The following is an 18,855-nucleotide window of genomic DNA, read 5'->3' as shown; positions in this document are numbered from 1 at the left end:
GTGGGCGAGGACATCGGCTTCCTGCCCGGCACCGAGGAAGAAAAGATGGCCCCCTGGATGGGCGCCCTGGAGGACAACCTGGAGGTCCTCAACAAGACCGACGACGAGGCCGGCTCCGGCGACTGGGGCCGGGCCGCCACCCAGGACCTGATCCGCAGCCGCATCAAGGTGAAATCCCTCAACTTCATGCGCGGCCGCACCTTCCTCAGCAAGTACCTGATCATCGACGAGGCCCAGAACCTCACGCCCAAGCAGATGAAGACCCTGATCACCCGGGCCGGCCCGGGCACCAAGGTGGTCTGCCTGGGCAACATCGCCCAGATCGACACCCCTTACCTGACCGAGGGCTCGTCGGGCCTCACCTACGTGGTGGATCGCTTCAAGGGCTGGCCCCACTCCGGCCACGTCACCCTGGCGCGGGGCGAGCGCTCCCGCCTGGCCGATCACGCCGCCGAGGTGCTATGATTTGCTGACCATATGAACCTCCCGCGACCGCCCCGAGCACCGCTCCCGGCGGTCGTGTCTTTTCACGCGTAACGGACAGAGCTGTTTATGAAACGACGCGCCTTCCTCGCCGCTTCGGCGTTCCTCTCCCTCTTTTCCGCCGCCCCCGTCCTGGCCAAGCCGGTCCAGAAAAAAGGTGCAACGGCCAAGACGCCCGCCAAGGGCACTGCCAAGACTGCCGCCAAACCCGTCGCCAAAGGCCACGGCAAACCCGCGCTCCATCATCGCGGCACCACCGCCGGCCTGCGCGATACCGGCGGTGGCAGCGGTTTCCGCCAGAGCCGCCCCATGGCGGCCGCCTCCCTCACCCCGCCCCCCCAGTTCGAGTGGCGCGAATACCAGATCACCGGCAAGCTCCAGGCCAAGCTGCCCGGCCGCGGCCGCAGCCGCGCCTGGATTCCCCTCCCCCGGGAATCCGACTGGCAGCGGGACATGGACGTGACCTGGAAAGGCAACTTCGAGCGCATCGGCTTGAAGCGTGACCCGGGCAGCGACCTCACCTTCCTGGTGGCCGACTGGAAGGACGGCACCACGCCGGAACTGGAAATCACCACCCGGGTGGCCACCCGCCAGCGCCTCTTCGACATCACCCGGCGCGGCAACCGCAACGAGGACGAGGAAACCCTGCAGCGTTTTCTCCAGGGCAGCAGCAAACTGCCCCTGGACGGTGCCATCGCCGACGCCGCCGAACGCATCACCGGCCGCATCCGCGAACCCATGCCCCAGGCCCGGGCCTTTTACGACTGGATCATCGACCAGCCCCTCAAGTCCAGCGCCGCCAGCCAGTGCGCCAGCGGCGACCTCCAGGCCCTGGTCGGCCCCGGCGGCCAGATCACCCTGTGCGACGACGCCCTGGGCTGGAACGCCAGCGCCCTGTTCGTCGGCCTGTGTCGCGCCTCGGGCATCCCCGCCCGGGTGGTCTATGGCCAGCGCATCGGTGAATCGCGCCAATTCCCCAGCCTGGGTGCCACCGGCAACGTGGCCACGGCCCAGCACTGCCGGGCCGAGTTCTACGTGGCCGCCTACGGCTGGGTCCCGGTGGACCCGGCGGATGCGCGTCGTGCCATGATCCAGGACAACCTGCGCAGCGATGACGCCAAGACCGTCGCCCTGAAGCGCCGCCTGTTCGGCTTCTGGGAAATGAACTGGATCGCCTACCACACCGGCGGCGACGTGCGCCTGCCCGGCGGACCGGACCGGCCCCTGGGCTGGGTGATCGCGCCCCAGGTGGCCCTGGGCGACGGCCCCGAGGCCGTCCTGCTGCCGGCGGATGCGGTCGTCTGGCAGCAAGAATCCCGGGGCGTGGATAGCTGATAGCCGGTCCGGGGCGGGCCTTGACGGCTTTTTTACCGTCCCGGCCCGCTTCTTGACGGACGTCTTGCGCGGCAGGGCCTACTCTGAAGCCATACGGATCAGCGATCCGGGTTACGAGGAAGCCTCATGAAGCGCGCCATCTGCGTCGGCATCGCCCTGGAAAAGGGGCTGCTGCGGGTCGCCACCCGCATTCCCAAACGACAGGGCGAAGAGATCGTTTTCCAGACCTTCGCCTCCGACTCCCAGGGCCATGCCGCCCTCGCCCAGGCTCTCAAGCGCTGGGAAGCCCCTCTGCGACTGGCGGTGGCCGCTGCCGGCGCCGCCGCCGTCACCCTGGCCGTGGGCCTGGCCGACGTGCCACGCCGGGAAGTGATCCTGGTTTCCCCAGCCGTCGCCTCCCAGCCCGCCGACCTCGCCCGTTTCGCCTCCCGGGCACCGTAACGCCGTGATTCATCCCGCCACCGTCCGGCATCGCTGCCCGGTATGCGGCACGGCCCACGACGTGCCGGAAATACTCCACCGCCTCAGCTACGGCCGCCAGCTCACCTGCGGCCCGGCCTGCAAGGCGGCGTTCCGCCGCTTGGTGCGCTCCCGCATCCTCGAAGAACTGGCCCGACGCGCCCAGCCGGGCGACCCGCCGCTCCCCCAGGAATGTCCAGGCATGAGGGGCGCTGATAAAAGCTAACCCCGGCGGCGCCCGGCTAGGGATACCACCGCCAGGGCACCCAGGATGCACAGTGCCGCCAGCCCTTCCTGCCAGCCCGGCCGCTCGCCGAGAAAGATCATGCCGCCGAACAGGCCGATCAGCGGCGTAACCAGGGACGAGAGGGATGACACCGACACGGGCACCATCAGCACGATGCGGTTCCACGCCCAGTAGCAGAACATGAAGCCGATGAAGAGGTTGTAGGCCAGGCCGAAAGCCGGCCAGAACGATGGGACGTGCCAGCGGCCGGCGTCCACGATCAGCGCGGCGACGGCGATCGGCACCCCGCCCAACAGCATCATCCAGCCGGTCAGGGACATGGTCGGCATGGCCAGCGGCAGGCGCTTGAGCAGCACGATGCCCAGGGCCCAGCAGAAGGCGGCGCCGAGCATGCAGGCCACGCCCGCCGGGGCCGCCGACAGGGCGCCCAGGCTCTCGCCGATCAACAGCGCCACCCCGGCGAAACCCAGTCCCAGGCCGGCCAGCTTGCGCGCCGTGAGCCGTTCGCGCAGCAGCCAGACCGACAGGCAGATGCCCCACAGCGGCATGGTGTAACCGAGCAGCGCCCCCCGCCCGGACGGCAGGGTGAGCAGTCCGTACACCACCAGCACGTTCCAACCGATGATGTTGGCGGCGGAGAGGGCCACCAGACGCCCCAGGCTGCCCGGCGGGATCGCCACCGACTGGCCGGTGCGGCGGGCCAGGAGCAGCATGCCCAGGCCGCCCAGGGTCAGACAGGAACCGCGAAAGGTCAGGGGCGGCACTTCGCTCAGGACCACTTTCATGATCGGCCAGTTGAGGCCCCAGCCCAGAGCGATGGCGGCCAGCAGGAGCAGGCCGCTGGCAGGCAGGCGGTCCCGTTCCGGGGCGTGCCCGGCGAAGGTGGAAGAAGAGGTGGGAGCAGCCTCGGCCGATGGCGAGGACGAAGGCGCGGCCGCGGCGGCGCGGCTGGAATCTGGAGCGGTCACGGAGCGGTACGGCCGGACGGCGGAGCCCGGCGGCGGAAAAAGTGCAGGGCAGCGGACTGTAGCACGAGCGAAGGCTCCCATCGGCTGCGGTATACTTACCGGTTTTTCCGCCGCCATCGGCGCCGGCCAAGCCTGGCCGCCCGCCCCGCGGCGCTCCGCACGCCCAACAGGAAAACCGCCATGGAAGCCGAACAGCTCAACAGCATCGCCAATCACCTCGCCGACCTGGCCCAGCGGACCGCCGACCTACGGAGGTATCTTTGACTACGATGCCAAGCAAGCGCGTCTAGTCGAAGTCACCAAGCAGCTCGAAGACCCCGCCATCTGGAACGACGCCAAGGCCGCCCAGGAACTGGGCCGGGAGAAGAAGTCCCTGGAAGGCGTGGTGTTCAGCCTCGACCGGATCTCCCAGACCCTGGGCGACGCCCGGGAGATGTTCGAGATGGGCCGTGAGGAAGGCGACGAGGACATGCTCCAGTCCGTCGCCGGCGATGCCGAGGGCCTGGAGAAGTCCGTGCATGAGCTGGAGTTCCGGCGCATGTTCAATAACCCCCAGGACCCCAACCCCTGCTTCCTGGAAATCCAGGCCGGCGCCGGCGGCACCGAGGCCCAGGACTGGGCCTCCATGCTGCTGCGCATGTATTTGCGCTACTGCGAGCGGCGCGGCTACACCGCCGAGGTGCTGGAAGAGTCCGAGGGCGAAGTGGCGGGCATCAAGAGCGCCACCATCAAGATCAGCGGCGACTACGCCTACGGCATGCTGCGCACCGAAACCGGCATCCACCGCCTGGTGCGCAAGAGCCCCTTCGACTCCAACGCCCGGCGCCACACCAGCTTCACCTCGGTGTTCATCTACCCGGAAGTGGACGACTCGATCGAGATCGAGATCAACCCGGCCGACGTGCGCACCGACACCTACCGGGCTTCCGGCGCCGGCGGCCAGCACATCAACAAGACCGACTCGGCGGTGCGCCTGACCCACGTGCCCACCGGCATCGTGGTGCAATGCCAGAACGACCGTTCCCAGCACCGTAACCGGGACGAAGCCTGGAAGATGCTGCGTGCCCGCCTGTTCGAGCATGAGCTGCGCAAGCGCCAGGCCGAGCAACAAAAGCTGGAGGACGCCAAGTCCGACATCGGCTGGGGCCACCAGATCCGCTCCTACGTGCTCGACCAGTCGCGCATCAAGGATCTGCGCACCAACGTGGAAGTGGGCAACACCCAGGGCGTCCTCGACGGCGACCTGGACCCCTTCATCGAGGCCAGCCTGAAGCAGGGCGTCTGACCCTGCCGCGCCGCCGGAGCCGTTTTCCGGCGGCGCGCGCCCCTCATCGCCCGCGTCAGCACAGGCGCGATGTGCGAAAATGACGCATTGCAACGCGCCACGCGCAAACCGCACGACCCCGGAGCTTCCCCAGGCTTCGCACGAAAGACCACCATGACCGACGCTGCCCAACCGCAAAACAACGAGCTGCCCCAGGACGAAAACCACATCATCGCCGAACGCCGTGCCAAGCTTGGCAAATGGCGCGAATCCGGCACCGCCTACCCGAACGACTTCAAGCGTGAGAACACCGCCGGCAAGCTGCTCGAGGTCTATGGCGAGAAAGACGGCGAAACCCTGGAAGCCACGCCCGTCGAAGTGAAAGTGGCGGGCCGGGTCATGCTCAAGCGGATCATGGGCAAGGCGTCCTTCATCTCCTTGCAGGACCTGTCCGGCCGCATCCAGGTCTACGTGGCCAAGGACGCCGTGGGCGAGGACACCTACACCGACTTCAAGCACTGGGACATCGGCGATATCGTCGGCGTCACCGGCACCCTGTTCCGCACCAAGACCAACGAGCTGACCGTCAAGGCCAGCGAGGTCAAGCTGCTCTCCAAGTGCCTGCGCCCCCTGCCCGAGAAGTTCCACGGCCTGACCGACATCGAGCAGCGCTACCGCCAGCGCTACCTGGACCTGATCACCAACGAGGATTCCCGCTTCACCTTCCTCGCCCGCAGCCGGATGATCCAGTCCATCCGCAACTACATGGTCCACGCCGGCTTCCTCGAAGTCGAAACGCCGATGATGCACCCCATCCCCGGCGGCGCCTCGGCCAAGCCCTTCGTCACCCACCACAACGCGCTGGACATGGAAATGTTCCTGCGCATCGCTCCCGAGCTTTATCTCAAGCGCCTGGTGGTGGGTGGCTTCGAGAAGGTCTTCGAAGTTAACCGCAACTTCCGCAACGAAGGCGTCTCGCCCCGGCACAACCCCGAATTCACCATGATGGAGTTCTACGAGGCCTACGCGGACTACCGCACCCTCATGGACTTCACCGAAGGCCTGCTGCGCCACGCCGCCCGGGACGCCCTGGGCACCGAGGTGTTCGAATACCAGGGCCGGGTGCTCGACCTGTCCAAGCCCTTCCACCGCCTGACCATCGTCCAGGCCGTGATGAAGCACTGCCCCGAGTACACCGAGGCCCAGCTGACCGACGCCGCCTGGCTGCGCCACAAGCTGCGCGAAATGAAGGCAGACCCCCGCGGCGACATGGGCCTGGGCGCCCTGCAACTGATGTTCTTCGAAGAAACCGCCGAAGCCCAACTGTGGGAGCCGACCTTCATCATCGACTACCCGGTGGAAGTGTCGCCCCTGGCGCGCAAGAGCGATTCCGACCCGGAGATCACCGAACGCTTCGAGCTGTTCATCGTCGGCCGCGAGATCGCCAACGGCTTCTCCGAGTTGAACGATCCGGAAGACCAGGCCGAGCGCTTCCTCGCCCAGGCCAAGGCCAAGGACGCCGGCGACGAGGAGGCCATGTTCTACGACGCCGACTACATCCGCGCCCTGGAATACGGCCTGCCCCCCACCGGCGGCTGCGGCATCGGCATCGACCGCCTGGTGATGCTGCTCACCGACAGCCCGGCAATCCGCGACGTGATCCTCTTCCCGCACATGCGCAAGGACTGAGCCCGCTCAAGCCTTGCCACCGTGCTGCAACGGCCCGCCTGACCGCGGGCCGTTGTCCATTCGGCCCTCTCCGCTCCTGCCCATGTCCGCCGCCCACCCCTTCACCCCGATCCAGCCGGCCCGCCTCGACTTCGCCCCGGACGGCACGCCCCGCTCCACGGATTACGGCGACGTCTACCACACTGCCGCCGGCGGGCTGGAGCAGGCCCGCCAAGTGTTCATGGCCGGCTGCGGCCTGCCGGAGCGCTGGCAAGGGCGGGAGCGCTTCACCATCCTGGAGACCGGCTTCGGCCTGGGGCTCAACTTCCTCGCCACCTGGGCCGCCTGGCGCGCCGACCCGGCCCGTTCCCGGGAGCTGCACTTCGTCTCCACCGAGAAGCACCCCTTCTCCGCCGCCGACCTGGCGGTGCTGCACCGGGCCTGGCCGGAACTGGCGCCCCTAGCCGACGAGCTGCGCCGCGCATGGCCCGACCTGCTGCCGGGCACCCACCGCCTGCACCTGGGCTCCGGCGCCGACGGCGACCGGGTCACCCTGACCCTGCTGTTCGGCGACGCCCTCGCGACCCTGCCCCAACTCCAGGCCCGGGTGGATGCCATCTACCTGGACGGCTTTTCCCCGGCCAAGAACCCGGAGTTGTGGTCGCCCCAGGTGTTTTACCCCCTGGCCCGGCTGGCCGCCCCCGGGGCGCGCATCGCCACCTGGTCGGTGGCCGGCGCCGTGCGCGAGGGCCTGGCCCGGGCCGGTTTCTGCGTCGACAAGGTGTCGGGCTTCGGCACCAAGCGCGAACGGCTGGTGGGCGAGCGGACGGCCCGGGACAATGATCCGGCCCCGGCAGAAACCAGCGGCGCAGGCCCTGACGACCACCGCGCCCTCGTCATCGGCGCCGGCTTCGCCGGCACCTCGGTAGCCGAGCGGCTGGCCGCCCGAGGCTGGCAGGTGGAAGTGATCGACGCCGTCGGCCCGGGGGCCGGTGCCTCGGGCAACCGCATCGGCGTACTGCGCCCCCTGCCGGCGGTGGACGACAACCGGCTGGCCCGCCTCACCCGGGCCGCCTTCCTCTATACCCGGCGCCACCTACAGGCCCTCAGCGCCCAAGGATTGCCCGTCCAGTGGGGCGCCAGCGGCGTGCTGCACCTGGGCCGGGACCCGGTGCACGAGGCCACCCAGCGCAAGGTGGTGGAGCTGCACCAGCCCCCCGCCGACTACCTGCGCTACGTCGGCCAGGACGAAGCCTCGGCCATCGCCGGCTGGCCCACCGCCGCCGGCGGCTGGTTCTTTCCCGGTGGCGGCTGGGGCGTCCCCCCATCGCTGTGCCGCGCCAACCTGGCCCGCTTTCCCGAGCGCATCCGCACCCGCTTCGGCCAGGCCGTGGCGTCCATCGCCCACCGCGACGGCGAATGGGAAGCCCATGCCGAAGACGGCACCCTGCTCGGCCGGGCGCCCCATCTGGTGCTGGCCAACGCCGCCGCGGCCAAGGCGCTCTACCCGGCGCCCTGGCTGCCCCTGCGCCCGGCCCGGGGCCAGACCACGGTGATCCCGGCGGCCGCCCTGCCCGCTCCCAAGGTGGTGGTGTGCCGCCTCGGCTACGTCACCCCGGTGGTGGACGGCTACCGGGTGTGCGGCGCCAGCTTCATCGCCGGGGACACGGACCCGGCCCTGCGCCCCGCCGAGCACCGGGAAAACCTGCAAAAGCTCGATTTCATCCTGCCCGGCCTGACCGCCCAGGCCGAACCGCCCCTGGACCCGGACACCCTGGAAGGCCGGGTCGGCTTTCGCCCGGTGTCGCCGGACCGGCTGCCCATGGTCGGCGCCCTGCCGGCGGCGGAAGCCGCACCGGGCCAGTCCCTCGCCGCCATCCCGCGCCTGCCCGGGCTCTGGCTGGTCAACGGTTTCGGCGCCCGGGGCCTGGTCTGGTCGGCCCACGCCGGCGAGCTGCTGGCCTCGCGCATGGCCGGCGACCCCCTGCCATTGGAGGCCGACCTGGCCGACGCCCTGGACCCGGCCCGCTTCCTCCTGCCCGGCCGGCGCTGGCGCAATGAACGGGATCAAGGCGGGGAGTGAAAAATGGGTGAGGCTGAACGAATGCGCCCGTGCATCCGCCCCGAAGAGCCCCCGGCGACGCCCAAGCCGTCGAGAATGTCACCGTCGCCGCCTTCGCGGCTACGCCGCATGGCAGCCATACGGAACAGTTCATCGTCCGAGCCCTGTGCGCATCGGGTGCGTTGACCTTTCCCTCGTCGCAGAAATCGACGGCAAGCTTGTCGGGCATGTGGCCGCCTCCCCCGTCGCTCTGGTGCTTCCCGGCGTTCCCACGGAGTATTTCCTGGCCCTTGCCTTCGGCGACAGCCGCCCGCAAGGCAATGTCGCCTGCCACCGAGCCTTCGACGCCACGGCCTGAGCGGCCCCTTTGCGCAGCCGTTCGCCCCCGCCCACCGCAACCGTCCGCACGCACTTGCCTGCCCGGCGGCCAGATCCCGCCAGCCATAATGCGCCGGTCAAATACATAGATTTTTATCTATACAAAACACAATTTAATTCGCAAGCGACCAAAAAGCGGGGCCCCTAGAATCGCCCCCCATGGATGCCATACCTCTCTTCTTCCTTCTGGGCGTGATCGCCCGCTTCTCCGCCTCGGACCTGAAAATTCCGGCGGCGGTCCATGAAACCCTCTCGGTCTTCCTGCTGCTGACCATCGGCCTCAAGGGCGGGGTGGAACTCGCCCGGCAGGACGTGCTGACCATCTTGCCCCAGGCCCTGGCGGCCCTGAGCCTGGGCCTTTTGCTGCCCCTGCTGGCCTACCCGCTGCTGCGCCGGCGCTTCGGCCGGCCCGACGCGGCGGCGATCGCCGGGCACTATGGGTCGGTGTCGGTGGTGACCTACGCCGTGGCCAGCAGCTTCCTGGCGGCCCGGGACGTGGAATTCGAGGCCTACCTGCCCCTGTTCGTGGTGCTGCTGGAGGCCCCGGGGGTGATTACCGGAGTGCTGCTGGCCAACGCCCGGGGCGGCCGCTCCCTGTTCGACGCCCACCTGCTGCGGGAGGTGTTCGCCGGCAAGAGCGTGCTGCTGCTCATCGGCGGCCTGGCCATCGGCTGGATCGCCGGCCCGGCGGGCACCGAGCCCCTGGCCCCGTTCTTCTTCAACCTGTTCAAGGGCGCCCTCTGCCTGTTCCTGCTGGAAATGGGGCTGGTGGCCGCCAGCCGGGTGGCGGAAGTACGCAAGTCCGGCGCCTTCCTGCTCGCCTTCGGCATGCTCTTTCCCCTGCTCGCCGCTGGCGTGGGCCTGGCCCTGGGCGCCCTGGCCGGCCTTTCTCTGGGGGGCTGCGTCATGCTGATGACCCTGGCGGCCAGCGCCTCCTACATTGCCGCCCCCGCCGCCATGCGCATCGCCGTGCCCGAAGCCAACCCGGCCCTGTCCATCGGCCTGGCCCTGGGCATCACCTTCCCCTTCAACGTGGTGGTGGGCGTGCCCCTCTATCTGGCCGCCGCCACCCAGGTCTTCAGCCTGCTCAACCGGGGCTGACCCGAACGCCGGCCGCCGGCAGGGACGCCGGGTCGGCGGTAAAGGGCGCGAAAGGACTCCGGTCCGGGGCGGCGAAGCACCAGCGGCCCCGGCCGCCGTTCTTGGCGGAATAGAGGGCCACGTCGGCCCGGTCGAGCAACTCGTCCCAGCGCTCCGCGTCCCGGGGAAAGAGGCTGATGCCGACGCTGGCGCCGATGCGGACCTGGCGCCCGCTGGAGAGCAGGAATGGGGAACTGAGTTGTTCGACCAGGGCGCCGGCCACCTCCGCCGCGCCCTCCTCGCTGCCCACCCGCTCCAGCACCACGACGAATTCGTCGCCCCCCAGACGGCCCAAGGTGTCCACGTCGCGCAGACGTAACTGCATGCGTTCGGCGGCCAGCTTGAGCAATTCGTCGCCGGCGGCGTGGCCCAAGCTGTCGTTGACCTCCTTGAAGCGGTCCAGGTCGATGAACAGGACCGCACACAGGGTCTTGTCGCGGCGGGCCCGTTCGATGGAGTGTTCGAGCCGGGAATGGAGCAGCAGCCGGTTGGGCAGGCCGGTCAGGGCGTCGTGGTGGGCCAGGTGTTCGAGCAGAGTCTTGGCGTGGTTCATGCGGCTCAGGTCCACCCCGACGCCGATGTAGTGGGTCAGCTTGCCCTGGGCGTCGTGGACCGTGCTGATGCTCAACCATTCCTGGTAGATGTCGCCGCCGCGCCGGCGGCTCCAGATCTCGCCCTGCCAGTTGCCGGTGGCGTCCAGGCTGGCCCACAGCTGCTGGTAGAACGATTCGTCGTGCCAGCCGGAACGCAGCAGGCGCACGGACTGGCCGATCACCTCATCGGCCGGGTATTCGGTCACCATGCTGAAGGCCGGGTTGACCGCCACGACGCGGGTTTCCGGGTCGGTGATGACAATGCTTTCCTGGGTGTTGCGGAACACCGCGTCGGCAAGTTGCAAGCGGTCGTTGGCCCGTTGCAGTTCCGCCGTGCGCTCGGCGACCCGCCGGTCGAGCAAGGCATTGGCCTCGCGCAGCGCCGCGTGGGCCCGGCGACTGCCGGAAAAATCGCGCCGGATCAGGTAATTGGCCATCGCAGCGATGCCGATGGCGAGCAGGCTGCCCAGGGCCACCACCGCCAGTGCCATGCGGGCGCTACGCTCGGATTGGACCAAGCGCTGCTGGAGCAGCCCCTTCTCCCGCGCCCGCATCTCGCCGGCCAGGGTGCGGATATCGTCCTGCAAGCGCTTGCCCTCCCCCCCGGCCACCACGGTCCGGGCCGCCTCCACGCCATCGCGGCGGCGGGTCTCGATGAGCAGGCGGATAACGCCGAGGCGCCGCTCCACCAGGTTGGACAAGCGGTCGAAGCGCTGCAATTGCACGGCGTCGTCGTCGATCAAGCGGCCCAGGCGCAAAAGGGCGGGGCCGATCGCCAGCGCCGTCTCGCCGTGGAGCTTGAGATAGGCCGCATCGCCGCTCAGGGCGTAGCCCCGGCTCGCCGCCTCGGCCTCGGTGACCGTCACCAGTACCTCGTCCAGGGCCTCGCTCGCTTCCTGGGCCCGGGCCACCCACAGCCCGTCCTCCCGCAGCTGGGTGATACCCAGCACCGAGCCCAGGGCGACGGCCACGGCCAGGCCGATCACCAGGACGATGCCCTGGAAGATCCTGCGTTCGTTGGCAAGGCCCGGGTCGTCTCCCGTCATGGAGGAGACGTCGGCCGGTTTGTCGGTGGCGCTCATGAAATGAATCCCTGGGGAAACTGCCCACCTGGGCTGCGTACCCCAGCCACGGCGGCCGCCTCCGGCGCCGGAGCGTGACGCTGGCCGGCGGAGGCCGTTTTGCGGCGCGGGGCATGGCCGCGCCGCCGGGGCGAACCCCTTGTTCTTGGCCCGACTTTCAACTGTCAGGCTTTGTGTCTATCTACAACGATAGAAGGACTGAATTTATCTTAAAGGCATCATATTGTCACTCATAGTGATAATTTATCTGCTTATAGCTGGTAGATAGTTACTTGAATGAAATGGATGCTTCGCCCTATGGGAAATGCATCCAAATCGCAAACCGCACGCAAGGTTTTCGCCCAAAACCTGCGGCGCGTTCGCCGTCTCAAGGATTTGTCGCAGGAGGCCTTGGCCCTCCAGGCGGGCTTGAGCCGTACCTACGTGTCCGAAGTGGAACGCGCCGAACGCAACATCTCCATCGACAACATGGGCCTGCTGGCCGATGCCTTGCAGGTGCCCCTGCACGACCTGCTCAACCCGGAGATGTTCAAGGGGCTGGAAAACTAGTCCAGTCGCCCCATCGCGCGTATCGATGGCTGCCGGTGCCGTCCGGGGGTGGAGTTCTTTTCCCCGAATCGCTATTACGCAATGTGGTAGCCAGTAACCTCTGTTGACGTATAACAAGCATCTACGCCACATTCAAGGCAACAAATAATTACGAACCGTACTTTCCTGATCCCGCACCAACGCAGGGCCCACAGGAAAGGTAGCGCCGGAAACGGTGCCAAGGATTCCGTAACCCGGTGGAGTCCGAATTCCGCCACAATCCCTTTGGCATGCATCCGCCGCCGGATCGAACGTACCGGCCCGGTGCCGCGCTCCCGTTCCGGCCCGCGCTTGCGGGAATCCCCACGCGACAAGGAGAACAACATGACCGCCACCGTTTCCCCGACACCTGGCGCCGCCAAGGCCCCGGCCATTCCCTGGGGCGTGCTCGTCGGCGCCGTCGCGGCCGCCGCCATTCTGTTCATGCCCGAGCCGGCCGGCCTGTCGGTCGCCGGCCAGCGCATGCTCGCCGTCCTGGCCTTCGCGGTGATCGTCTGGCTCACCGAAGCCCTGGACTACGCCGTGTCCTCGGTGCTGATCGTGGCCCTGATGGCCTTCATGCTCGGCACCGCCCCCAGCCCCAAGAACCCGGACGTGGTGTTGGGCACCAACGGCGGCCTGCAGATGGCCCTGGCCGGTTTTTCCAACACCGCCCTGGCCCTGGTGGGCGCCGCCCTGTTCATCTCGGTGGCCATGACCGCCAGCGGCCTCGACAAGCGCATCGCCCTGCGCACCCTGTCCACCATCGGCACCGGCGCCCGGCGCATCCTGCTCGGGGCCATCGTCGTCACCATCCTGCTCTCGTTCATCGTGCCCTCGGCCACGGCGCGTACCGCCTGCGTGGTGCCGATCATGGCCGGCATCATCACCGCCTTCGGCGTGGACAAGCGCTCGGTGTTCGCCGCCTCGATCATGATGATGATCGCCCAGGCCACCAGCGTGTGGAACGTGGGCATCCTCACCTCCGCCGCCCAGAACGTGCTGACCATCGGCTTCATGCGCAAGTCCCTGGGCGATGCGCCGAGCTGGATGGACTGGCTGCTGGCCGGCGCGCCGTGGAGCGTGCTGATGTCGGTGGCCCTCTACGTGATCGCCCGCCGCCTGTTCCCGCCCGAGGCCGAACGCATCCAGGGCGGCCGCGAGGCGATGAAGAAGGCCCTCTCCGAACTGGGCCCCATGAGCGGCAAGGAATGGCGGGTGCTGCTGATCGCCCTCGGCCTGCTGTGCTTCTGGACCACCGAGAAGGAACTGCACGACTTCGACACCACCTCCACCACCATCGTCGGCCTGTCCCTGATGCTCCTGCCCGGCATCGGCGTGATGACCTGGAAGGAAGTGCAGACCAAGGTGCCCTGGGGCACCTTGGTGGTGTTCGGCGTGGGCATCAGCCTGGGTACCGCCCTGCTCGACACCAAGGCGGCCATCTGGCTGGCCGACATCGCCGTGCGCAACCTGCACCTGGAAACCCTCAGCCCCTTCGGCGTGTTCGCCGCCCTGTCGGCCTTCCTGATCCTCATCCACCTGGGCTTCGCCAGCGCCACGGCCCTGACCTCGGCCATGATTCCCATCCTGATCGCCGTGTTGCAACGCCTGGGCGGCGACATCAACGTGGGCGGCATGACCATGCTGCTCGGCTTCGTCGTCAGCTTCGGCTTCATCCTGCCGGTGAACGCACCGCAAAACATGGTCTGCCTGGGCACCGAAACCTTCACCAGCAAGCAGTTCACCAAGTTCGGCCTATGGATCACCGCCATCGGCTACGCCATGCTGCTGCTCTTCGCCCTGACCTGGTGGAACTTCCTCGGGCTGCTGACGGTAACCAAGTAGTGCGCCGCATTCGGAAAACGCAGCCGCGACGTTCCATCACGTACTAAGCACGCAATTCGACGATTCGAAGCAGAAAAAAAAGCCCGGCAGAAAACTGCCGGGCTTTTGCACATCAGGCAAACGACAACTCCGTCAGAACGCCCAACGGGTGCTCGCCTGGGCCACGTGGGCGCGATAGGAATCACCGCTGGTGAAGTCATAGCCGACGGTGGCCGTGAAATTACCCTTGGTGAAGAGATTCGCACCGGCGCCCACCGAGTAGGTATTGCGATCTAGCTTTTGCCCGGGGGTGACGAACGATGCGCCACCGCCGACAAAGCTGGCTACGGAATCCACGCCGTTGTTCTTGAAGTCGTAGTTCCAGAAGGCCCGCACGAACGGCTGGACTTTGACGTCGGCCACCAGGGTGTCGTAATTCAACTGGGCCCCCAGGCTGCTGCGCAGCCGTTCGGCCGAAGAGGAACCGACATTCAGCGCCAGATCGCTGCCGGTTTCGGTGTACGACTTCTGGTGCACACGGGACCACTCGATCCGGGCCTGGGGAACGATAGAAAGATCGCGTCCCAGGGCGACCGGCAGGCCGACGCCCAGGCGGGCCCCCCATTGATCGCCGTTGAAGTTCCCCCGGGCAATGCCACTGACGACCGTATCGCGGCTGCTGCTGTTCTTTTGCTGAGCGTAGGCAATGACCGCATCGACGTAGGCGCTGCCGATGGTCTTCGTGCCGTACAGCGACAGCTGGGTGCTCTTGGCGCCGCTGCTGTTGCCATCCAGTTGATTGCGGTAGGAAATCGAGGTGTCGGAATAACTCAGCGCCACACCGCCGATCAGGCCGGGGGCGAACTGACGATCCAGGCCCGCCGCGACGCCCCACCCGCTACCCTTATAGCCGGCGAAACCATCCTTTTGCCCCTGGGTGCTTTCCAGGCCATACGTCTTCAGCCAGAACCCCCGCTTGGCAACGCCATCGCCGGAGGAAAGGCCCATGCTCACGCTGCCATCGGCGGCCAGGGAGCGGGCATTGAATTCGCCCCCCGCCAGGCGCAGGCCATCCAGGCGCTGGCCGATCTGGCCGAAGGCCGAGAAGAGGCTATTTTGGGCTGCGATCTGGGCCCCGCGGGAAGTCGAAGGCGTAAGTTTCTCGAGCGCCCCCGTCTGCTGGGCAGGCGAAAGCGCGGAAAGCGCGGCAATCGCCGGCGCCATATTGCCGGCACCACCATTCAGGGAATCCAGGACAGACGCCACACCGCCGGTTCTGGTCGTTGAATTGGGAACAAACTGCCCGGTCACTGCTGAAATGGTATAAAAATTCAAATATCCAGGACCATCGACGGCAAAGCCAAGCGGCAATTGCAAGCTGGCGTCACCCGCATTATAGGTGGAAACGATCAAATAATACTTGACCCCAGCCGTCATTGAATAACCAACGATCTTGGGGCAATAGGTCGGCCCACCGCAACTCCCCACCGATGCGGAGCCAATTGTTCCACCGCTGCCATCATCATTAAAAGCATTCGGTGCAGTTGGCGCATTCTTGTTGAAAGTGCCGTTATAAATCAGCATCACGGTATCGGTAGGAGCACTGGTTTGTCCAAGGGTGTAAACCCCAGTAACTGTCGGCACTATGGATACACCGCTAAAATAAAAATTATTGGTGCCCGAGCTAAGAGCAGCAGATGTACCATCACTAAGATAAGATGTATTCAGCCCCATCTGCTGTATGCTCGACAATCCTGAAGTTACCATATAAGTACTGGTAACTTGGGCTTGAACCGGCGCACTGAAACAGTGTGCCATGGCAACGGCCAATACCCCGTATTTGAAACGAACCACATTGTTCATTAAGAGTCCCCACCCGTAAAATTTTGATTCAGCAGACCCATACACAGGCTTTCAGCCAAGCATGCACCGCTACTCCCCTGGCTTCTAGTCAGATTTTCTGTCCCAGCCAAGAACATCGAAGCGCACAACAACGTAACGGCCTTGCGTTACTTATCCCTCTTGGCAACCATATTCTCAAGCGGAAGAAGGCCTTCTAGCACTCGGGATTCTAGCCAAACACCCGCCCAGAAAGCTGGCAAAAACTGTCATCACGCCATCGGCTTGAGCAACTATTTCACATGACAATGAATTCTCCACTCCCCCAAGACAGCCAAGCAATCCGGCCGGCTAAAGGGTAGTTCCCCCGTCGATTCTGCACCCGTACCACAGCGCACAACTGGGTCAGGTCACCCGTCCACCGGATCGGCGACCGGAGCGATGGCATCTAATCTGGCGAGGACCAGGGCCTGAAAGGCGGCGGCTGCCGGGGTCGGGTGGCGGCCCCAGGCGAAATAGACCCGGCGGCGAGGAGCGTCCCGGACCCGCACCACGGCAAGCCCCTGATCGCGGAACTCGACCGCCGAGGCGGCGGGCACCAGGCCCAGGGCCAGGCCCCGGCGGGCGATGGCCTTGATCAGGTCCACATGGCTGACCTCGTATTGCACCCGGCGCGGCACCCCGGCGGCGGCGAAGGCCTCGTCGGTCTGGCGGCGCGGGCCAGTACCACCGTGGAAATCCACCAGAGGATGGGCGGCCAACTGGGCCAGAGTGAGCGCCTCGGCGGCGGCCAGGGGATGCCCCAGGGGCAGCACCGCCATCAGCCTCTCGTCGCAGAGCAGGCGGGCTTCCACCCCCGCCACGTCCTCCCCGGGCCACAGGCCGAGAAAGGCCACGTCGGTGCTCTGCTCGCGCAGCTCGTCGAGCATCCGGTCGCTCATGCCCATGCGGATCTGTACGTCCACCTGGGGATGCAGGCCCTGGTACTCGGCCAGCAGTTCCACCAGATCCACCCCGGTCAGGGTGGAGATGGTGCCGATGCTCAGGGTGCCGCGGATCACGCCGCTGCTGGCGGCGACTTCGTCTTCGAGGCGGCGGGTGGCGTCCAGCACCTGACGGGCATGGATGAGAAAAGTGCGCCCGGCAGGGGTGAGGCGCACACGCCGCGAGGTGCGCTCGAACAGTTGGACCCCCAGTTCGGACTCCAGCCGGGCCACCTGGTGGCTGAGGGCCGATTGCACGGTATGGCAGCGTTCGGCGGCCCGGGTGAAGTTCTCTTCCTCGGCCACGGCGACAGCGTAAGTGAGTTGGCGCAGGTTCATGGATTGATCTTATTTCATCATCAATCCGATGAAAACAATGCATTGGCGTGATTGAACGCCCTGGCCGATACTGCGCGAACAATCACAATACAACGCACGGCCGGGCGTCCCGCCCAGGCTTCGCGCCCCAACCCCAACCGACCATGACGACCGCCTCCACCGCCGCCCGGCCGGGCACCGCGCCCCTTGCCCCCATTGCCCCTCTTTCCCCCCTGCTGGTCCTGATCATGGCCATGGCCACCGGCCTGGCCGTGGCAAGCAACTACTACCCCCAGCCCCTGCTGCCGACCATGGCCGACGAGTTGGGCCTGAGCGCCACCCAGGCCGGCTTCATCGTCACCACCGCCCAGCTCGGCTACGCCCTGGGCCTGCTCCTGATCGTGCCCCTGGGGGACCTGTTCGAGCGCCGTGGGCTGATCGTCACCATGACCCTGCTGTGCGCCGCAGGCCTGCTCACCACCGCCTTCGCCCCCCATTTTGGCGTGGTGCTGCTGGGCACGGCCCTGACCGGCCTGCTCTCGGTGGTGGCCCAACTGCTGGTGCCCTTTGCCGCCACCCTGGCCACTCCGGACAAGCGCGGCAAGACCGTGGGCACGGTGATGAGCGGCCTCTTGCTCGGCATCCTGCTCGCCCGCACCGTGGCCGGCTCCCTGGCCGCCCTGGGCAGTTGGCGCACTGTGTACTGGGTCGGCGCCATGGCCATGGTGGCCATGGCTGCCATCCTCTACCGCGCCCTGCCCCGCCACCACGAAACCGCCGGCCTGCCCTACCCCCGGTTGCTGCTTTCCATCGCCACCCTGTTCAAGGAAGAGCGGGTGCTGCGGGTGCGGGCCGTGCTCGGGGCCCTGACCTTCGCCAACTTCAGCGTGCTGTGGACCTCCATGGCCTTCCTGCTCGCTGCCCCGCCCTTCCGCTTTTCCGAAGGCACCATCGGCCTGTTCGGCCTGGCCGGGGCCATCGGCGCCCTGGCCGCCTCCGCCGTCGGCCGGCTGGCCGACCACGGCAAAGGCGAGGCCACCACAGGCATCGGCCTGGCCCTGCTGCTGCTTTCCTGGCTGCCCCTGGCCTTCGCCGGCCAGTCCCTGACGGCCTTCATCGTCGGCATCCTGGCCCTGGACCTGGCAGTGCAGGGCGTCCACGTCAGCAACCAGGGCGCCATCTACAAGATCCGCCCCGAGGCCCGCAACCGCATCACCGCCGGCTACATGACCAGCAACTTCATCGGCGCCGCCGCCGGCTCCCTCGCCTCCGCCACCGCCTACAGCCATGCCGGCTGGACCGGCGTGGTGGCCACCGGGCTGGCGGTGAGCGTACTCGGCTTCGCCGCCTGGGCATGGGCGCGCCGCCGGGTGGCCTGACCGCCCCGGCAAGCCCCCCGCTGGCCCACATTAGGTTCCGCCGCGCCGAGCCTCGCACCCGGCGCGGCGGCAGCGGGGCTTTGTTGCACCTTCCCCATACGTTGGTGGCACGCCTTCTTTGCGCGTCTTCTTTGCGTATTCCCATTCCGTATAAGCGGGAAATTCCGCGGTGCTAAACTCGCCCCACTCTCCGGACCCAACCGGTCCGGCAGCGAGCGATAACAACCCGACCGAGGGGCGCCTCAAGCGCTCCGTCCCAGCCA

15 protein-coding genes are annotated in these 18,855 nt (G+C 67.2%); 11 read left to right on the top strand and 4 right to left on the bottom strand.

Features of this window, described 5'->3' with window-relative positions; genetic code table 11:
- The 4 genes from V7Z98_RS14990 to V7Z98_RS14975 all read left to right on the top strand — a co-directional run.
- Positions 1 to 465: PhoH family protein (locus V7Z98_RS14990; protein WP_334158852.1), on the top strand; the 465-nt coding region annotated here is incomplete at its 5' end.
- 87 nt (positions 466 to 552) lie between these two features.
- Positions 553 to 1,818: a transglutaminase domain-containing protein gene (locus V7Z98_RS14985; RefSeq protein WP_334158850.1), complete on the top strand. Its 1,266-nt coding sequence runs from the start codon at positions 553 to 555 to the stop codon at positions 1,816 to 1,818.
- A gap of 126 nt (positions 1,819 to 1,944) precedes the next feature.
- Entirely contained in the window at positions 1,945 to 2,259 is a 315-nt protein-coding gene (locus V7Z98_RS14980; RefSeq protein ID WP_293262588.1) for a hypothetical protein, read from the top strand.
- A 4-nt stretch (positions 2,260 to 2,263) separates the two neighbouring features.
- A complete protein-coding gene (locus V7Z98_RS14975; RefSeq protein WP_293262585.1) occupies positions 2,264 to 2,503 on the top strand; it encodes a hypothetical protein in 240 nt (79 codons plus the stop codon).
- Here the strand turns inward: V7Z98_RS14975 and V7Z98_RS14970 are convergent.
- Positions 2,500 to 3,492: a DMT family transporter gene (locus tag V7Z98_RS14970; RefSeq protein ID WP_334158848.1), complete on the bottom strand. Its 993-nt coding sequence runs from the start codon at positions 3,490 to 3,492 to the stop codon at positions 2,500 to 2,502. The genes V7Z98_RS14975 and V7Z98_RS14970 overlap by 4 nt on opposite strands.
- Before the next feature lie 180 nt (positions 3,493 to 3,672).
- Between V7Z98_RS14970 and prfB the strand changes: the two genes are divergently transcribed.
- From prfB to V7Z98_RS14950, 4 genes are all read left to right on the top strand, one after another.
- Positions 3,673 to 4,777 (top strand): peptide chain release factor 2 gene (gene prfB / locus V7Z98_RS14965; RefSeq protein ID WP_334158847.1). Its coding sequence is split into 2 segments (ribosomal slippage): positions 3,673 to 3,753 and positions 3,755 to 4,777, totalling 1,104 coding nucleotides; the frame shifts between segments, so codons are not numbered across the junction.
- A gap of 153 nt (positions 4,778 to 4,930) precedes the next feature.
- Positions 4,931 to 6,445 (top strand): lysine--tRNA ligase, encoded by a 1,515-nt coding sequence (gene lysS, locus V7Z98_RS14960; protein ID WP_293262576.1) that lies wholly within the window; start codon positions 4,931 to 4,933, stop codon positions 6,443 to 6,445.
- Between the two features lie 82 nt (positions 6,446 to 6,527).
- Positions 6,528 to 8,507 (top strand): bifunctional tRNA (5-methylaminomethyl-2-thiouridine)(34)-methyltransferase MnmD/FAD-dependent 5-carboxymethylaminomethyl-2-thiouridine(34) oxidoreductase MnmC, encoded by a 1,980-nt coding sequence (gene mnmC, locus V7Z98_RS14955; protein WP_334158846.1) that lies wholly within the window; start codon positions 6,528 to 6,530, stop codon positions 8,505 to 8,507.
- A gap of 516 nt (positions 8,508 to 9,023) precedes the next feature.
- Positions 9,024 to 9,965: a sodium-dependent bicarbonate transport family permease gene (locus V7Z98_RS14950; RefSeq protein ID WP_334158845.1), complete on the top strand. Its 942-nt coding sequence runs from the start codon at positions 9,024 to 9,026 to the stop codon at positions 9,963 to 9,965.
- Here the strand turns inward: V7Z98_RS14950 and V7Z98_RS14945 are convergent.
- Positions 9,952 to 11,679: a diguanylate cyclase domain-containing protein gene (locus tag V7Z98_RS14945; protein ID WP_334158844.1), complete on the bottom strand. Its 1,728-nt coding sequence runs from the start codon at positions 11,677 to 11,679 to the stop codon at positions 9,952 to 9,954. The two genes, V7Z98_RS14950 and V7Z98_RS14945, sit on opposite strands and share 14 nt — an antisense overlap.
- Positions 11,680 to 11,955: 276 nt before the next feature.
- Between V7Z98_RS14945 and V7Z98_RS14940 the strand changes: the two genes are divergently transcribed.
- Positions 11,956 to 12,228 carry a helix-turn-helix domain-containing protein gene (locus V7Z98_RS14940; RefSeq protein ID WP_334158843.1) on the top strand — a complete coding sequence of 91 codons (273 nt, stop codon included), beginning with the start codon at positions 11,956 to 11,958 and terminating at the stop codon, positions 12,226 to 12,228.
- A 363-nt stretch (positions 12,229 to 12,591) separates the two neighbouring features.
- Positions 12,592 to 14,094 (top strand): DASS family sodium-coupled anion symporter, encoded by a 1,503-nt coding sequence (locus V7Z98_RS14935; protein ID WP_334158841.1) that lies wholly within the window; start codon positions 12,592 to 12,594, stop codon positions 14,092 to 14,094.
- A 132-nt stretch (positions 14,095 to 14,226) separates the two neighbouring features.
- Here the strand turns inward: V7Z98_RS14935 and V7Z98_RS14930 are convergent, their stop codons facing one another.
- Together V7Z98_RS14930 and V7Z98_RS14925 are read right to left on the bottom strand one after the other, a co-directional pair.
- Positions 14,227 to 15,936, bottom strand: a complete 1,710-nt coding sequence (locus tag V7Z98_RS14930) for an autotransporter family protein (protein WP_334158840.1) — start codon at positions 15,934 to 15,936, stop codon at positions 14,227 to 14,229.
- A 386-nt stretch (positions 15,937 to 16,322) separates the two neighbouring features.
- A complete protein-coding gene (locus V7Z98_RS14925) occupies positions 16,323 to 17,234 on the bottom strand; it encodes a LysR family transcriptional regulator (RefSeq protein ID WP_334158839.1) in 912 nt (303 codons plus the stop codon).
- A gap of 143 nt (positions 17,235 to 17,377) precedes the next feature.
- Here V7Z98_RS14925 and V7Z98_RS14920 point away from each other — a divergent pair, with 143 nt between their 5' ends.
- Positions 17,378 to 18,592: an MFS transporter gene (locus V7Z98_RS14920; RefSeq protein WP_334158837.1), complete on the top strand. Its 1,215-nt coding sequence runs from the start codon at positions 17,378 to 17,380 to the stop codon at positions 18,590 to 18,592.
- The last annotated feature ends 263 nt before the right edge of the window (positions 18,593 to 18,855 follow it).

Source organism: Oryzomicrobium sp. (genome assembly GCF_036820405.1).
Classification (GTDB): Bacteria; Pseudomonadota; Gammaproteobacteria; order Burkholderiales; family Rhodocyclaceae; genus Oryzomicrobium.
Note: the sequence above shows the minus strand (reverse complement) of the source record. Positions and strands in the feature narration are given on the sequence as shown.

What these genes read in the sequence shown, in the direction of transcription:
- V7Z98_RS14985 (WP_334158850.1), top strand. Translation starts at nt 553, where the DNA reads ATGAAACGACGCGCCTTCCTCGCCGCTTCGGCGTTCCTCTCCCTCTTT.
- V7Z98_RS14980 (WP_293262588.1), top strand. Translation starts at nt 1,945, where the DNA reads ATGAAGCGCGCCATCTGCGTCGGCATCGCCCTGGAAAAGGGGCTGCTG.
- lysS (WP_293262576.1), top strand. Translation starts at nt 4,931, where the DNA reads ATGACCGACGCTGCCCAACCGCAAAACAACGAGCTGCCCCAGGACGAA.
- mnmC (WP_334158846.1), top strand. Translation starts at nt 6,528, where the DNA reads ATGTCCGCCGCCCACCCCTTCACCCCGATCCAGCCGGCCCGCCTCGAC.
- V7Z98_RS14950 (WP_334158845.1), top strand. Translation starts at nt 9,024, where the DNA reads ATGGATGCCATACCTCTCTTCTTCCTTCTGGGCGTGATCGCCCGCTTC.
- V7Z98_RS14945 (WP_334158844.1), bottom strand. Translation starts at nt 11,679, where the DNA reads ATGAGCGCCACCGACAAACCGGCCGACGTCTCCTCCATGACGGGAGAC.
- V7Z98_RS14940 (WP_334158843.1), top strand. Translation starts at nt 11,956, where the DNA reads ATGAAATGGATGCTTCGCCCTATGGGAAATGCATCCAAATCGCAAACC.
- V7Z98_RS14935 (WP_334158841.1), top strand. Translation starts at nt 12,592, where the DNA reads ATGACCGCCACCGTTTCCCCGACACCTGGCGCCGCCAAGGCCCCGGCC.
- V7Z98_RS14930 (WP_334158840.1), bottom strand. Translation starts at nt 15,936, where the DNA reads ATGAACAATGTGGTTCGTTTCAAATACGGGGTATTGGCCGTTGCCATG.
- V7Z98_RS14925 (WP_334158839.1), bottom strand. Translation starts at nt 17,234, where the DNA reads ATGAACCTGCGCCAACTCACTTACGCTGTCGCCGTGGCCGAGGAAGAG.
- V7Z98_RS14920 (WP_334158837.1), top strand. Translation starts at nt 17,378, where the DNA reads ATGACGACCGCCTCCACCGCCGCCCGGCCGGGCACCGCGCCCCTTGCC.